The 16,036-nt window shown below is 56.0% G+C and carries 13 protein-coding genes; 7 read left to right on the top strand and 6 right to left on the bottom strand.

The annotated features are described in order from the left end of the window. Window positions 1-4: 4 nt before the first annotated feature. The 4 genes from HMPREF2890_RS01500 to pyrE all read right to left on the bottom strand — a co-directional run bounded on the left by HMPREF2890_RS01500 (window position 5) and on the right by pyrE (window position 2,575). Entirely contained in the window at window positions 5-886 is an 882-nt protein-coding gene (locus HMPREF2890_RS01500) for a lysophospholipid acyltransferase family protein (protein WP_083289729.1), read from the bottom strand. 81 nt (window positions 887-967) lie between these two features. Continuing rightward, a complete protein-coding gene (locus tag HMPREF2890_RS08925) occupies window positions 968-1,372 on the bottom strand; it encodes a hypothetical protein (RefSeq protein ID WP_168160397.1) in 405 nt (134 codons plus the stop codon). Between the two features lie 106 nt (window positions 1,373-1,478). Continuing rightward, window positions 1,479-1,910: a hypothetical protein gene (locus tag HMPREF2890_RS01490; RefSeq protein WP_070464327.1), complete on the bottom strand. Its 432-nt coding sequence runs from the start codon at window positions 1,908-1,910 to the stop codon at window positions 1,479-1,481. Window positions 1,911-1,933: 23 nt separating this feature from the next. Then, on the bottom strand, window positions 1,934-2,575 hold the full coding sequence (gene pyrE / locus HMPREF2890_RS01485; RefSeq protein WP_070464324.1) for an orotate phosphoribosyltransferase: 642 nt from the start codon (window positions 2,573-2,575) through the stop codon (window positions 1,934-1,936). A 430-nt stretch (window positions 2,576-3,005) separates the two neighbouring features. Here pyrE and HMPREF2890_RS01475 point away from each other — a divergent pair, with 430 nt between their 5' ends. From HMPREF2890_RS01475 to HMPREF2890_RS01445, 7 genes are all read left to right on the top strand, one after another. Continuing rightward, complete coding sequence (locus HMPREF2890_RS01475) at window positions 3,006-4,307, top strand: O-acetylhomoserine aminocarboxypropyltransferase/cysteine synthase family protein (RefSeq protein WP_070464319.1); 1,302 nt, start codon at window positions 3,006-3,008, stop codon at window positions 4,305-4,307. Beyond that, the gene (locus tag HMPREF2890_RS01470; protein ID WP_070464317.1) at window positions 4,292-5,242 is read left to right on the top strand and encodes an alpha/beta fold hydrolase; all 951 of its coding nucleotides are present in this window, start codon (window positions 4,292-4,294) and stop codon (window positions 5,240-5,242) included. Before HMPREF2890_RS01475 ends, HMPREF2890_RS01470 begins: the two co-directional genes overlap by 16 nt. 23 nt (window positions 5,243-5,265) lie before the next feature. After that, entirely contained in the window at window positions 5,266-7,662 is a 2,397-nt protein-coding gene (locus HMPREF2890_RS01465) for an aspartate kinase (protein WP_070464315.1), read from the top strand. A 507-nt stretch (window positions 7,663-8,169) separates the two neighbouring features. Continuing rightward, on the top strand, window positions 8,170-9,558 hold the full coding sequence (gene murF, locus HMPREF2890_RS01460; protein ID WP_070464313.1) for a UDP-N-acetylmuramoyl-tripeptide--D-alanyl-D-alanine ligase: 1,389 nt from the start codon (window positions 8,170-8,172) through the stop codon (window positions 9,556-9,558). Between the two features lie 3 nt (window positions 9,559-9,561). Beyond that, window positions 9,562-10,368 carry a ZIP family metal transporter gene (locus HMPREF2890_RS01455; protein WP_070464310.1) on the top strand — a complete coding sequence of 269 codons (807 nt, stop codon included), beginning with the start codon at window positions 9,562-9,564 and terminating at the stop codon, window positions 10,366-10,368. 6 nt (window positions 10,369-10,374) lie between these two features. Continuing rightward, window positions 10,375-11,175: a zinc transporter ZupT gene (gene zupT, locus HMPREF2890_RS01450; RefSeq protein WP_070464309.1), complete on the top strand. Its 801-nt coding sequence runs from the start codon at window positions 10,375-10,377 to the stop codon at window positions 11,173-11,175. Window positions 11,176-11,306: 131 nt separating this feature from the next. Beyond that, on the top strand, window positions 11,307-11,975 hold the full coding sequence (locus HMPREF2890_RS01445) for a DUF4294 domain-containing protein (RefSeq protein ID WP_371325790.1): 669 nt from the start codon (window positions 11,307-11,309) through the stop codon (window positions 11,973-11,975). Between the two features lie 2 nt (window positions 11,976-11,977). Here the strand turns inward: HMPREF2890_RS01445 and HMPREF2890_RS01440 are convergent, their stop codons facing one another. Together HMPREF2890_RS01440 and HMPREF2890_RS01435 are read right to left on the bottom strand one after the other, a co-directional pair. Continuing rightward, window positions 11,978-14,008 (bottom strand): DNA topoisomerase 3, encoded by a 2,031-nt coding sequence (locus HMPREF2890_RS01440; protein WP_070464307.1) that lies wholly within the window; start codon window positions 14,006-14,008, stop codon window positions 11,978-11,980. Window positions 14,009-14,090: 82 nt separating this feature from the next. Then, window positions 14,091-15,842 carry a phospho-sugar mutase gene (locus HMPREF2890_RS01435; protein ID WP_070464305.1) on the bottom strand — a complete coding sequence of 584 codons (1,752 nt, stop codon included), beginning with the start codon at window positions 15,840-15,842 and terminating at the stop codon, window positions 14,091-14,093. Between the last annotated feature and the right edge of the window lie 194 nt (window positions 15,843-16,036).

Raw genomic sequence — 16,036 nt, 5'->3', positions numbered from 1 at the left:
CATTTCAGCGTTTTTCGTACTTGAAGCGCTTATGACTCCATAGATAATAAGCTGGCTCCCTCCTTATCATTTCCTCTAAGAGGACGTAAAACTGCTGCGTGAGAGAGAAGTCCCCCTGGTCGTCCTCCATGTCATAGGGCATCTCGACGACTCTTACCCGCCAATAACCTCTCCGCTCGCGATGCATATCGAGGAAGTAAGCACTCAGCCCCAGCCTCCTTGTGATCTTCTCTGCCCCGACGTGCGTAGGCACCTGCCGACCAAAGAAGTCGATATAGTGATGAAGCTTGTCTGATGAAGGAGACTGGTCAGCCACATACCCCACCCCGAAGGGCTTTCCTGACTGTCTTGCTGAGAGCACATACCGCAGCGTATCCCTCATCTCGACCGACTTACTGCCATGAGCTTGCCGATTGGCGAGGATGACCTTGTCAGAGACTGGGTCGTGGAGCTGAGAGTAGATCTGAGCGCAAGTGACCCCTGGGAGCCAGAGAGCTATGGACGGGATCCACTCCCACTGACCATAGTGCCCGATGTACAGAGTGAAATTGCGTCCACCAGCTGCATCCTCCAAGATCTGCTCTATGCCCTCAAAGGTGATGTGCTCCTTCATCTCCTCCTCTGACCAAGTCATCATCCTCGGAGCCTCCAGTATCAGGTCGCAGAAGTAGCTGTAGAAGTCCTTCGCAATTTTTCGTCTCTCCTCCTTAGTAAGCTCTGGGAAGGCTATCTGAAGATTGTGATCCACTACCTCTCTACGATACCGGACTACATCCCTGACCACCCAAGCCAAGAAATCAGACAGCTTGTATAGTCTCCTAAGGGGGATCCTCCCCAGTCGGCGCCAAAGCCTAAGCACCCACTGAGTCTTCTGTTTCTCAGTCATGGTCTACCTCAGTTTATCGTCAGCAATTGCCTTTTTCACCCGCTTCACCAGCAGACCTTTCATCGTGATCTCTTCTTCATCTTAGTTGCCAATCAGCAAGTTTCTCCCCCTCAGCAGGGTCGGATAGCGCTTTAGCACAGCCGGCGGTAGCTCCCTGCGGATCTGCTGTCCCACACCGAGTGAGAGATCGTAGACGGCTAAGCAGTGGTCGCAGGTAGCAGACATCAGCGTCTCCTCAGCCGGAGTCTGATCCGGTATGACTATCCCTACTGTGGGATAGCAGAGGGGGCACTGGGCATCGTAGGCCGCATAGCCTCCGCCCTCCACCTCACCCGGAAGTCCGTGGCAAACTATCAGCCCTCCCACACCAAGCAAATCACTCTGCTGTCGAGGAGTGCGGATAAGGATAGCAGTCTGGGGGGAAGCAATGGACCTCCCCTCAGCGGACATAAGGTCAATGGTGTACGCTACAGGAAGGTCCGGCAACGTATCCGGTATCTGAGTGTCTGAGCTGAGATGTCCGCAAGAGAGCACGCTCACAGCCAGTATCAGAGTTGTGGCTATAGTGAATAGGCTGTAAGGTACTACTGACTTACTTCTTCCCAAGGAAGCGATCCACGTCCAAGTGTTCGAGACTATCGGCCATCTTGTCCAGCAGGGGCTGGATCTTGGTCTTCACCATGCCGGCAACGAAGGAGGGAGCCTCTACTTCGAGAGAGACTTGAGCCTGGGTATTGTCGCCCTCGGGCTGGAAGTTGAGCACCAGCTCCACCGGTACAGGGGCACCCTCAGCCTTGTAGCTGACGAGAGAGGGCTTCTCCATACGATGGCGACGGAGGGTAATGTCACCTACGAGAGGAAGCTTGGCACTGATGGCGTCATCTGCCACAGAGACATCCTTAAACATCGGCTTGTCCCCCACCTTGCTCAAGAAGTGACGAGCTGACTCAGGCTCCCCAGCCAGATCAAACACGGTGTCTATATCCTTCTTGATGGTAAATGGTCTGCTATTGATTACCTGCATTACTATCTTCTATTCTAAGTCTATCACTTACCCCAGTTAGCCGGATCCTTTCGCCACTCCTTAAGGGTCTCCACTTGATCGCTGTGGATAAATCCTCTCCTCTCTGCCTCTGCAACCACATGATCGTAGTCGCTGAGGGTGAACATCGGGATAGAGGCCTCAGCAAAGGCCTCCTCTGCAACGGCAAAGCCATGAGAGTAGGTGGCGACCAGTCCGAGCACCTCATACCCAGCTGCCTGTAGCGCCTTCGCTGCTGCGAGGCTACTACCGCCTGTAGAGATAAGATCCTCGATAACCACCACCTTGGCATCCTTATCTATAGCCCCCTCTATCTGATTTTGCATACCATGGTCCTTAGCCTTTGCGCGGATATAGGAGAGCGGTAGGCGCATGCGATCAGCGACAAGAGCCGCTTGTGGAATGCCACCCGTGGCAACACCTGAGACAGCTGTGACCTGAGGGAATTTCTCCCTGATCAGAGCCACCAGTGCATCAGCAATCTGTGTCCGGATCTCCGTCGAGGAGAGCGTCACTCTATTATCACAATAGATGGGACTATGCCAGCCAGAGGCCCAGGTGTAAGGGTGCTCAGGATTAAGCGACACTGCATGAGCATCCAAAAGGAGCTTAGCAATCTTCTCAGCTACGGTTATTGAGGTAAACATAGGGTGTTATTTCGTGAGTTATATTACCAGCATCCAAAGGTAACTCATTTTTCTCTACCTTGAGCAAGACATTCCCCCCTCAAAGACAATACAAACATATTCCGAAAAATCACCAAAACGATATAATTTTATTCCGCATTAAAAATAAGACGCAAATAAATTTGCTACATAAAAGTATTTTCGTAACTTTGTCGCACTGTTAAGTCAAGTGTTATGAGACAAAAGAGCTATATCATATCCCCAAGCAGCATGCTGCCCCTGATGATGATGCGAATGTACAGCGTACACTCGTCGGCTCTGTCGTGTCCACAATTGATCTCATAACAATTTCGGAAGTCAACATTCATACACACGAGGCGAAACCGACGAGCCAACAGCTCAGTTAGGTTTCGCTTCACTTTTATCATCACATACACTACACCCTATCATTATGTCACACACTATCCAGCCAAAGTACTCTCCGGAGACTATTGCACTTCACTACGGCTACGATCCTCTTGCCACGGGTCACCATGCGGTGTCCGTCCCGTTGGTAGCCTCGACCGCATACGCCTTCGCTGACTCGCAGGAGGCGATCGACATTTTTGCACTCCGCAAGGAGGGCTTCCTCTACTCCCGTCTCGGAAGCCCCACCGTGGATGTCCTCGAGAGGCGGCTCGCTGCATACGAGGGCGGCGTCGGTACAGTAGTTACCGCCACCGGACAGAGTGCCCACAGCACACTCTTCCTCACCCTGCTCCGATCCGGGGACCACGTTGTCGCCTCCAATAGCATCTACGGTGGGACCTTCAACCTATTGGAGTCTACCCTCCCCCGCTTCGGCATCACCACCACCTTTGTAGACATTAATAATGTGGAAGAAGTGGAGGCCGCCATCACCGAGAGCACGAAGCTGGTATTCTGCGAGACGCTCAGCAACCCACGGCTCACCATCACCAATATCCCCGTGGTATCTGAGGTCGCTCACCGCCATGGACTGCCCCTCGTGGCTGACATCACTCTCACCGAGGGGATCAGCCACGCCATCAGCGAGGGAGCCGATGTCCTCACCTCTGCTCTCACCAAGATCGTCTGCGGCAATGGCACGACACTCGGTGGTGCGATCATCGACTCCGGTCGGTACGACTGGGGCAGCGGTCGCTTCCCTGAGCTCTCTGAGCCCTGCCCGACTTATAATAACATTTCCTTCACAGAGACTTTTGGTTCCCAGGCACTCATCACGGCACTTCGAGCCATCGGTCTCAGGGATCTCGGCACCGGGCTCAGCCCCCTCAACGCCTACGAGATGATCAAGGGGCTGGAGACGCTTGAGCTGAGGGCACACGCCATCAGTGATCACACTCGTGAGCTGGCTGAGTGGCTTGAGGCAAATCCTAAGGTCGCCTGGGTCCGCTACCCCGCTCTTCCCTCCCACGAGCAGAATGATCTCTGCACCACTTCGCTTCATGGTTTTGGTGGCGGTATCCTCACCTTTGCACCCAAGGGCGGGTATCACGCAGCTCGCAGGGTGACCGAGAGTACTCAACTCTTCACCCTCGTTGCCAATCTCGGTGACAGCAAGTCACTCATCACCCACCCCGCCGGCACTACCCACAGCCAGATGACCGAGGACGAGCTCAGCCAGGCCGGCATCTCAGACGATCTCATACGTCTCTCCATCGGTCTGGAGAGCATCGAGGACCTAAAAAAGGATCTACAAAGCGCACTCGATCAGATATGCTCGGACAAGTAACCTTCTCGGACTTCACCAATTGGCGAGGCGAGAGTATCCCCTCCATCACCCTCACCTACCAAGTGGAGGGACCCTCCCTCGGCAGTACTCCCATCGTGCTTGTCTGTCACGCCCTTACCGGCAACTCCGCTGTCTCCGGTCCGGAGGGCTGGTGGGCAAAACTCATCGGACTCGGACAGACGATCGACACTGCCCACTACACCATCCTCTCGATCGACATCCCGGGAAATGAATATGCCGGTTCTGCTCCACTGGATGATCCCCGTCTACTCAATGTGAAGGACGTGGCTCGCCTCTGGCTGCTCGTGCTGAGGGAGCTCCGTGTCGATCACCTCTACGCACTCATCGGGCCCAGTCTCGGTGGTGGTCTCGCTTGGCAGATCGCCACCCTCGAGCCCACGCTGGCGGACCTTCTCTTCCCCATCGCCACGGACTACAAGGCCTCCGACTGGCTCCTCGCTCAGACCGAAGTACAGCGACTGATACTGGAGCACTCCGACCGCCCCATCCACGATGCGCGGGTCCACGCCATGCTCACCTACCGTACACCGAAGTCCCTCATCGGACGCTTTGAGGGAAAAAAGGTGGAGGATAGTAGACTCCCCAAGGTGATTGATTGGCTCGACTACCATGGTCGTACACTGGAGGGGCGCTTCAGCCTGAGTGCCTACAGGGTGATGACCTTCCTCACCTCCACGATCCATGCAGCGGAGAGCGAGGAAGAGCTGTCACGGATCGCCTCAGACATCCACCTCGTCGCCATTGACAGCGACCGACTTTTCCCCTACTTCGTTGCTCAAGAGACTGTCGAGGGACTCAAGCACTTCGGCAAAGAGCGAGCTGAGCTCCACACCATCGCCTCCGACCATGGTCACGACGCCTTCCTCATCGAGTATGACCAGCTCTGCCGGATCATGAGTCCCTTCTTCCCTTAATCCAAGTATGACAATAGTATAGTATGCGTGTACTAAAGTTTGGGGGCAAGTCCCTCGCTAATGGAGAGCCACTCCGTCTCTCCCTCAATATCATCCAAGAAATTGCCGAGGCTGACGACACTCCTCCCTTAGTCGTCGTCTCCGCTCGAGGCAAGACTACGGATCGTCTCCTTGGGCTGGCTCACCTCGCCGAAGCCGGGAAACCCTGGCGGGAGAGCCTTCACCGGCTCCTTGCTGACCAAGGAGAGGGGACCGAAGGACTCTCAGATCGACTTACCAGGCTCCTCGAGGGGATCGAACTCCTTGGAGAGTGCAGTGCCAAGACACTGGATGAGGTCCTCTCCTTTGGGGAAATCTTCTCCGCCCACCACATTGCCCGTCTCTTACCTCACGCACTGCCGATCGACGCCGGCGAACTCATCGTCACCGACGACTCCTATGGTGAGGCAAATGTGGAGCTCAAGGAGTCGGAGGATAAGACGCGCAGCTACTTTGCCCACCTCCCCGCCGACACCCTCCCGATCGTGACCGGCTTCATCGCCCGAAGCAACGAGGGGGTGCGGACAACCCTCGGAAGAAATGGAAGCAACTACACAGCTGCTCTACTCGCTAACTTCCTTGATGCCTCTCAGCTTGACAACTACAGCAATATCGACGGCATCTACTCCGCTCACCCCGACATCGTCCTCTCAGCGCACAAGATCCCCGAGCTCTCCTACACCGAGGCTGCTGAGCTCTCCCAGCTGGGCGCGGAGATCCTCCACTACAAGACGATCGACCCTCTTGCTGCCAAGCAGATCCCCCTCCGCATACTCGACTCCTTTAGCCCCGAGGGATGCCGACAAGAGGGGACGCTCGTCCATCTCCTTCCAGCCTCCCGGCAGGCGAGAGCCATCGCTGCCCTCTCCGGCAAGGCTCTGATCCACTTTGAGCGGCACGAGATGAAGGGGCTCCCCGGCTTTGATGCCAGGATCTTCTCCGTCCTCAAGGACGAGGGCATCAGCACCGGGATCATCTCCCAGGGATCGACGGAGCGCGGTGTCGGCTTCGTCGTGGCGGAGAGCGAAGCGGACCACGCCGTGGCAGCACTGAGGCGAGAGTTTGAGCGGGACGTCCACCGCCCCACGATTGAGGCAACGAAGGGGCTCTCCGTCATTGCCCTCATCGGTGTCAGCCTCTCCGGCTTTGACCATCCCTACTCCGCCCTTATCCGAAACGGCATCACACCCCTACTGGTCAATAATGCCGTCACCGGTGACACCCTCTTCCTCCTCGTCCGTGACGAAGAGGTACCGAAGGCACTCAATGTGATCCACGGGGAGATGTTTGCCCACGCCAAGCGGATCCATATCGCCTGTGTCGGTCACGGCACCGTCGGGGGCGCCTTCCTCGACCGGGTGACCGAAGAGCGGGCGCGGATCCTCTCCGACAAAGCCGTCGACCTCCGTCTCTTCGCCATAGCCAGTAGCCGGCAGCTCCTCCTCGACAAGGAGAGCATCGGTACCGACTGGAGGAAGCGAAAGGCTGCCGCCCCCGCCTCCGACGACCCGATCCGCGAGATCATCCGCTATGCGGACGAGAATTACTTAGAGAATGTAGTCGTCATCGACAACACCGCTTCGCCTGCCATCGCTGCTCGCTACTGCGAGCTCGCCGAGCAGGGCTATGATCTCGTCTCCTCCAATAAGATCTCTAATACCGGTCCCTACTCCGACTACCTCCGGCTGCGTGAGATCTTGCGGGATCACCGGCGGACTTATAGGTATGAGACCAATGTGGGAGCCGGACTACCCCTGATCGACAACCTCCGGCTCCTGCACCTCTCCGGCGACCGCATCACCCGCATCAGGGGCCTCTTCAGTGGCACCCTCGGCTACATCCTCTCCTCACTCAGCGACAGCACCTCCTATGCGGAGGCGATACGCTCCGCTGCCCGTCTCGGCTACTCTGAGCCGGACCCACGGCAGGACCTCAATGGTCTCGATGTGGCACGCAAGCTCCTTATCCTCGCACGTGAGGTGGGCATCGCGGCAGAGATGTCAGACATTGAAGTAGAGAATTTGGTTCCATCGTCTCTCAGGGACTGCTCAGCAGACGACTTTATGAAGCGGCTGGACGAGGCTCAGTCCTACTTCGAGAGTCTCTCGAGCACCTCTCAAGGGGAAGTGCTAAGATATGTCGGAGAACTGACTATCGGGGACGGCACCGATGCCACCCACCTCTCCTGCGGTCTCAGAAGCCTTCCTGCCGAGAGCGCCCTCGGCTCGGTCAGTGGTGCGGACTCCTGCTTCGAGATCTACACCGAAAGCTATGGTGACTTACCCTTTGTCATCCGCGGGGCGGGAGCGGGTGCCGAGGTGACTGCGCTCGGTGTCTTTGGCGACCTCCTCAGGATTGCCGACCGGGGCGAACTCTCGTGACACACCCCAACATATGGTAAGGGAATAGGCAGAGGTGACGCATTTGAGCTTTACAACTAAGAAGAAAACACCCCTGCCGAGGTGCCACGCAGCCGGGTGATCCTTCTCTCTTGTGGGAGAGGCTGCAGTCCCGTAGGGATGGCACTGCAGTCCCGTGGGGATGGCACTGCAGTCCCGTAGGCGTGGCACTGCAGTCCCGTAGGGGTGGCACTGCGGTCCCATAGGGGTGGCACTGCAGTCCCGTGAGGAGAAGGCTCCGGGCGGAGACGCATTTTAGCTCTGCAGAAGGCATTCAACTCATTGTGAAGAGTGGAAAACGAAGAATCCCTTTCGGGTGTCCTTTGTCGAGGAGCGTTATCTCACGAGAGGCTAACCAGTAGAGGACCCCTATGGGTCCGGTTTGCTTAGCCGAGAAACTCAAATGCGTCACCCCTGAGGAAATAGGAGCTATACTTGCGGGTGGACCTCTTTTAGACTAATTTTGTCAAGAATTAGAGATAAAAGGATATGAATAATCAAGATATAGAGTCGCTCTACAAGGTCTTCTTAGAGCACCCGTCTATCTGCACCGACTCCAGGCAGGTAGAGCAGGGAGACTTCTTTGTCGCCCTCCCCGGGGAGCGTGTGGACGGAAATACCTTTGCAGAGGCTGCACTGGAGCGCGGCGCTGCCGTGGCGCTGGTCTCAGATCCCTCTCTCGCCGAGCGGGACGAGCGCTGCATCTACACCGAGGACACATTACTCGCTCTGCAGCAGCTTGCTAAGAGACACCGAGAAAGCTTCAAGATCCCCCTCATCGCCATCACCGGGAGCAACGGCAAGACAACAACGAAGGAGCTCTGCGCTGTCGTCCTCTCTCAGAGGTACAAGGTCCTCTACACGGAGGGCAACTTCAACAACCACCTCGGTATGCCGCTCACACTCCTACGCCTCAATGACGAGCACGAGATAGCGGTAGTGGAGATCGGGATCAATCACCCGGGCGAGATGGCTCCACTCGCCGACATTGCACGCCCGACCCACGCCCTGATCACCGGTATCGGAAAGGCGCACCTTGAGGGCTTTGGCTCACTGGAGGGGACGCTGAGAGAGAAGAGCATCCTCGCTGAGAGAGCCTACGAGAGCGGGGGAGTCGTTTTCCTCAATCTCGATGACCCACTCCTGCGCGAGCGGTGGTCCGATGAGGCTCAGGTGACCTATGGTCTCGCAGACGGTTCATACGACAGGGAGCCGGACTTCAAGGCAACGATCCTAAGGGAGCAGCCCTACCTCTCCCTCCGGATCAGCTGCAGCCTTGGCGAGCAGGATATCGCTACCCATCTCGTGGGGCGATACAATTACCACAACGTCCTCGCAGCCTTTGCAGTCGGGGTGACCTTTGGGCTCACCATGCCGACGATTGCCAATGCGATTGAGTCCTACACGCCGACCAATGACCGCTCTCAGGTGGTCAGGCTTCCGCGCCACATATCACTGATCATGGATGCCTACAATGCCAATCCATCCTCAATGCGAGCAGCCATTGAAAATCTATTTACCGCACCGGAGCCGGCAAAGTTTGCCATCCTCGGTGATATGCTGGAGCTGGGCGATGTCTCGGACGAGGAGCATCTGGAGATTATGAGACTGATGGAGAGTGAGCCGGAGATCACAACGCTCTATGTGGGCGAATCCTTCTACCGTCTCGCCTCACCGGAGACAATGGCCTTCCGAGACATCGAGGGGCTTAGGTCGTTTCTGGAGGTGATCGAGGTGCCGGATGAGAGTGTATGGCTGCTCAAGGGGTCGCATAGGATCGGGCTTGACAGGCTCAAGGACACTCTGTCAATGAAGGCTGACGAGGGGGTATCCGGCTCCGACACATATACCCTCCCGACATCGAAGTTCAGATACTGATCTATGAGCATTGACCTCTACGCACTGCTGCTGACCCTGGGAGCCGGTATGGCGACACCCCTCGGTGGCGCCTTGGCACTCATCGGCAGAAGGGGCTCCCACGAGGATCGGCTCCTCGCTTTAGGGATGGGGCTCGCAGGGGGCGTCCTCCTATTCTTGGCTCTACAGGGTCTACTCCCTGAGGCGTGCGAGGAGTTGGCCTCGCTCTATGGAGAGCGGGGGCACCTCTTGGCTCTCGGGGGCTTCGCCGGCGGGATGGCAGCGATGGCTCTACTTGACAGACTATTGCCCGGGAGTGCGCACCATACCCATCACGGCGATGGGAGGATGATGAAGGAGGATACTGAGGAGAAGCGCTCCCTCCTCATCTCCGCACTGGTGGCAGCGGTTGCCATCTCAATACACAACATACCCGAGGGGATGATGCTCTACCTGACAGCGACGGAGGCACCCATGGAGGGGATCCCTGTCATGCTGGCCGTCGGTATGCACAATATCCCGATAGGGCTCTCGATCGCCATACCTATATACTATGCCGGATATGGGCGTATGAGGGCACTGCTGGTCTGCCTTCTCTCGGGTGCGATGGAGCTTATCGGGGCTGTCCTCGGAGCTTTCCTATCCGGACCAATGGAGTCGCCTCTCTCCCTCGGGCTGATGCTCGCCCTTGTTGCCGGCATTATGGTCTACGTCTCATTCGACGAGCTGATCCCCGCCTCCTACAGCTACGACAGGCGCCATGCCTCTCTCCTTGGGATCCTCATGGGACTGCTCGTTATGGGACTGACGATGACACTGATACACCACTGATTATTTATGGAAGGCAATTTTACCATCGCCCTGATGATGACCCTGCTGGCAGGGCTCTCCACCGGCATCGGTGCCGTGATCGCAGTTCTCTCCAAGCGAACCAACAGGTCGCTCCTCTGCATTGGACTGGGACTCTCCGCTGGGGTGATGATCTATATCTCCTTTGTGGAGCTGCTGTCTCAGGCGCGGGTCTCTCTCGTGGAGACATGGGGCCCCATAGGGGAGCTATATGCGGTGCTGGCATTTTTTGGCGGCATAGTGGCAACACTGCTGATTGACTTAGCAATCCCTGAGACGGAAAATCCTCATGAGATCCACGGGGTGGAGGAGATGCGGATCGGTGAGGAGCACTCTCTGGAGGGGCTGAGGAGGATCGGGCTGATGAGCGGTCTCATCATTACGCTACATAACTTCCCTGAGGGAATGGTCACCTTCCTCTCCGCGCTATCCTCCCCCACTACCGCTCTGCCGATCATGCTGGCAATCATGATCCACAATATCCCTGAGGGCATCTCTGTCTCGGTCCTGATCTACTACGCCACCGGGAGCCGCTCACGAGCGCTGCTCTTAGGTGTCCTCTCCGGACTGGCTGAGCCGGTCGGTGCATTGGTGGGATACCTTTTCCTACAGCCCTACCTGACACCCGCCCTACTCCATACCACTAATGCGGTCATCGCCGGCGTGATGATCTACATCTCTCTCGACGAGCTGCTCCCTGCAGCAGAGCGGTATGGGAAGCACCACCAAGCTATACTCGGCGTGATCTCAGGTATGGCGGTGATGGCAGGGACACTCCTGATATTGTAAAAAAGACTATACTTTCTCCTTTTTCCTAAATCTCCCTTATAATCAGCCTTTGAGCGAATCAAGAGGGGGCTTTTTGCGTATATTTGTGCCGTAGATAAGGGGGCGTACCACACGTCCTCGACTTAATGACTATGAACTATTTACTTGTGCATCCTCTTAGGCTTCGTGCCGCCTATCGGGTCCTCCTATCACTCCTCACCCTGGTGCTGACCTCAGCGCTGGGAGAGGCTCAGGAGTCTCTCCGAGAGGAGCTGAAGCAGATCTCAAAGGAGGGGAAAAAGGTGCAGGGATTCTTGGTACCGGTCCGGACGGAGTACGGCGAGACTCTCCCGACTGTGGACCTCGGTCCGGTCTCTATCTATCGAGAGATGAAGTATGCAACGCCCGAGGAGCGCAGGGCTTATAATCGTCTCGTGAGAGACGTCAAGATCACCCTCCCCTACGCCAAGATGGTGAGCGAGACAATGATGGAGACGTATGAGTACCTCCAGACGCTGCCAAATGATAAGGCTCGCGAGGCACACCTCAAGCGGATGCAGAAGGAGCTCTACGAGCAATATAAGCCGGAGATGAAAAAGCTCACTCTCCGCCAGGGTAAGCTCCTACTTAAGCTCATCACGAGGGAGACAAATAGCACGTCTTACGAGCTGATCGACTCTTTCCTCGGTGGCTTTGCAGCAGGATTTTGGAATATGTTTGCCAAGTTCTTTGGCGCTTCTCTAAAGGCTGACTACGACCCTTATGGACGGGACGCTATGATCGAGCGCGTTTGTACAGAGGTAGAGTACGGCTTGGTCTAGAGTCACTCCTCGGGAAGGGGAAGTCGGTAGTCACACCCCTCCGCATACCTCGAGCAACCAAGGGCTGTCCGCCCACGAAGCAGATGTCCCTTACGACACTTTGGGCAGAGGTCTCCCTCGCCGAGAGGAGCATCTGCCGGCTTACGAGACTGAGAGGAGGAGCGGCGTTGCCGTTTCTTCTTTTCTTTTTCCTCTCCTTTCTCCGACACAGCGGTTTTCTCCTCCTCGATCAGAGCACTCATGGTGCGAGGATCCCGGATCACCTCAGTGACCATCCTGGTAACCTTCTGAGTAAGGTCGGAGATGAACTGCCGAGCATCATACTCGCCACTCTCTATCTGGCGTAGCTTCCTCTCCCACTGACCGGTCAGCTCCACACTCTTGAGCATATCGTCCCGGATGATATGGATCAGCTCCCGCCCAACGGGAGTCGGGAGCAAGGTCTTACGCTGCTTGCGGATATATCCGCGACTGAGGAGCGTCTCTATGATGGCAGCACGAGTGGATGGGCGGCCGATGCCATTCTGCTTCAGCGCCTCCTTCATCTCCTCACTCTCCACCAGTTTACCGGCAGTCTCCATAGCCCTGAGGAGGGTTGCCTCAGTGTAGGCTCTGGGTGGGCGGGTCTGCTTCTCCTGCAGCTCCGGTCGGTGTGGTCCCTGCTCCCCCTCAACAAAAGAAGGCATCACAGCAGTCGTCGACTCTTCGTCCTGAGACTCCTTATCCTCATCGGGCTTCACCACCGCCTGCCACCCAGGGTCGGTAATCACCCGCCCGCCGGCACGAAAGCGTACGCCCTCGACTGCTCCCTGGACCGTCGTCTGCTCATACTGCATGTCGGGATAAAAGGCAGCGAGGAATCGTCTCGAGATGAGGTCGTAGATCTGTTGCTCCTCGTTGCCGGTAAACACCCCACCCTCACCGGTCGGTATGATCGCATGGTGGTCTGTCACCTTACTATTGTCGACGACACTTTTTAGCTTACGTAGCTTCTTGTGCCCCAGCGGGGCAATAAGGTCTCTTAGTACTTGATACCTCTGGTAGAGGTTATTAAGGATCTCAGGACACTTTGCATAGACATCCTCAGTAATATACGTGGTATCTACACGTGGATAGGTAACCAACTTTCGCTCATAGAGTGCCTGGATCGTACTGAGAGTCTCATCGGCTGAGAGTCCCAGTTTCTTATTCGCCTCGATCTGGAGAGAGGTAAGGTCAAAGAGATGCGGAGGAGCCTCTTTCCCCTTCTTCTTCGTCACCTTTGTGACAGAGAAGGGCTTACCCGTGATCTTATCCAATATCTTCTGCGCCTTATCGACCGTGCTATATCGCCCTGCGGTGGTAGCAAAGGCGGTCTCCCTGTAGATCGTCTTGATCTCCCAATAGGGCTCGGGGACAAAGTGCTCTATCTCCTCCGCCCTCTCGACGATGAGGGCCAAAGTAGGCGTCTGCACACGTCCCACAGAGAGTAAGCGGCGAGAGTCTCCCGACCGATACTTAAGGGTATAGAGGCGAGTCGCATTGATCCCAAGGAGCCAGTCTCCGATCGCTCGCGTCATGCCGGCATAGTAGAGTCGCTCATACTCGGCAGAGTCGTGCAGGTGATCGAAGCCCTCTCGGATAGCCTCCTCAGTCATAGAGGAGAGCCAGAGACGCCGGATCGGGACCCTGCAGTCTGCCAGCTGAAGTACCCAGCGCTGGATCAGCTCTCCCTCCTGACCGGCATCACCACAGTTGATCACCTCATCGGCCTCCGATACCAGTCTGCGGATGACGTCAAACTGGTGCTTGATGCCGCTGTCCTCCTTAAGCTTGATCCCGAAGCGCTCCGGCACTATCGGCAGATGGACGAGACTCCACCGCTGCCACCGTGTGGCATACTCCGCCGGCTCCTTCAGCTCACAGAGGTGACCAAAGGTCCAGGTGACTCTATATCCATTGCCCTCCATATAGCCATCGTGTGCCTCGCCGGCACCCAGGACAGCAGCAATGGAGCGAGCAACGGAGGGTTTCTCAGCAATACAGACTTTCATCCGTTATACAGAAAGGGGTGGGAGAGACAGCTCCATACCGCTCTCCCATCCCTTGACTATAATATTAACTTGATCTAATTACTCAGATATCGAGCTGCTTACGGATCGCCTCTACACGCTCATCGCAGGAGCGACGTGCCTCAGCCAGTTGAGCGGGATCCTTAGGGGAGGCATGCACCTCCATGTAAAACTTGATCTTCGGCTCCGTACCCGAGGGACGGACAGAGAGCTTGGTGCCACTGGCGGTAAAGAACTGAAGGACGTTGGAAGTGGTGGGGAAGTCGAGGGTATAGGTCTCGCCGCTCACCTGATCTCTGCCCTCAAGCGTGGAGTAGTCCAGCACCTCGGTCACCTGCTCACCTGCAAGCTCCTTGAGAGGGTGGTGACGGAAGTTTTTCATCATATCCTCGATCTCCTGAGCGCCGGTCACGCCGGGACGTACCACACTGATGGTCTTCTCGACGGAGTAGCCATACTCGAGGTAGATCTTATCAAGAAGCTGATAGAGAGTCATGCCCTGCTCCAGAGCCCAGGCAAAGATCTCACCCATGATGATACAAGCCGAGACAGAGTCCTTGTCGCGGACAAAGTCCTCCCATAGGTAGCCGATACTCTCCTCACCACCACCGAGGTAGCGACGGGTGCCTTCGTTTTGGCGCATCACGCTGGCAATCCACTTGAAGCCTGTGTAGCAGTCGTAGAGCTCAACGTGACCGGCCTCAGCCACATTACGGATCAGGTCGGTGGTCACGATGGTCTTGACAAGGTAGTCACTCTCCGAAAGGTCACCAATCTCCTGATGCCGCTTGATCGCATAGTAAGCATAGAGGAGGCAGGTCTGGTTACCGGTGAGTAGGACATACTTCCCCTCATTATCCTTACACCCCACAGCGAGACGATCCGCATCGGGATCCGAGGCGAGGACAAGATCGGCATCCACCTTATGAGCAAGGTCAAGCGCCATCTTCATTGCCTCAGGGTTTTCCGGATTGGGAGAGTCCACCGTAGGGAAGTCCCCATCAACGACCATCTGCTCCTTGACCGGATGGATGTTGTCAAATCCTGCATCCTCCATGGCGCGGACATTGATCTGACTACCGGTACCGTGGAGCGGTGTATAGACGATGCAGAGGTCGTGGTGAGCCTTGATCGCCTCAGGAGTCAGGCGGGTCGTCAGCAGATCATTGATATACTGCTCATCAAAGCTCTCGTCAATGAGTGTGATCAGGTCCTCTCGTCCCTCAAACTTGATGTCACGTACGGAGCGGATCTTATTGACCTCACCGATGATATTCTTGTCATGAGGAGCAATGATCTGAGCGCCATCCTCCCAGTAGACCTTAAATCCATTGTACTCACGCGGATTGTGTGAGGCGGTTACCATCCCTCCGCTCTGACAGCCGAAGTGGCGGATCGCATAGGAGATCATCGGCGTGGGGCGAAGACTCTTGAAAAGGTAGACCCGGATGCCATTGGCAGTAAAGACATCTGCCACGATACGCGCAAAGGCCGTACTATTGTGACGTCCGTCATAGCCTACGACCACCTTAAGGTCAGCGTCCTCGCCAAACTCCTTGATCATGTAATTGGAGAGCCCTTGAGTGGCAGCACCGATATTGTATTTATTCATACGATTGGTCCCGGCACCCATGATGCCACGCATACCTCCGGTGCCAAACTCCAGATCCCTGTAGAAGGCATCGACCAACGCCGAAGGATCCTCAGCGTCTAAGAGTTGCTGCACCTGACGGCGAGTCTCCTCATCATAGTCCTCAGAGAGCCACTTGCGGGCTCTCTCACGTGCAGAGGCGATTAAGCTTTCTGATACTGCCATAGCTTGATTATATATCTGGTTACCAATTATTTTATTCACACGTCAAGGTCCACACCCATCTACAAGGTGTGACCTTACAGTCACAAATGTACCTTTTTTTCTCTCACCACCTTTCACATCGCCACGAAATCATCCCCCGGAGCGACCAGGATCTCCCCTTTATCTAATACCGATATTAGAGAATTCTTTTACCG

Source organism: Porphyromonas sp. HMSC065F10 (assembly GCF_001808555.1).
In the GTDB taxonomy this organism is placed as follows: Bacteria; Bacteroidota; Bacteroidia; order Bacteroidales; family Porphyromonadaceae; genus Porphyromonas_A.
The sequence above is the reverse complement of the archived record's forward strand: the minus strand, read 5'-3'. Positions and strand labels throughout refer to the sequence as shown.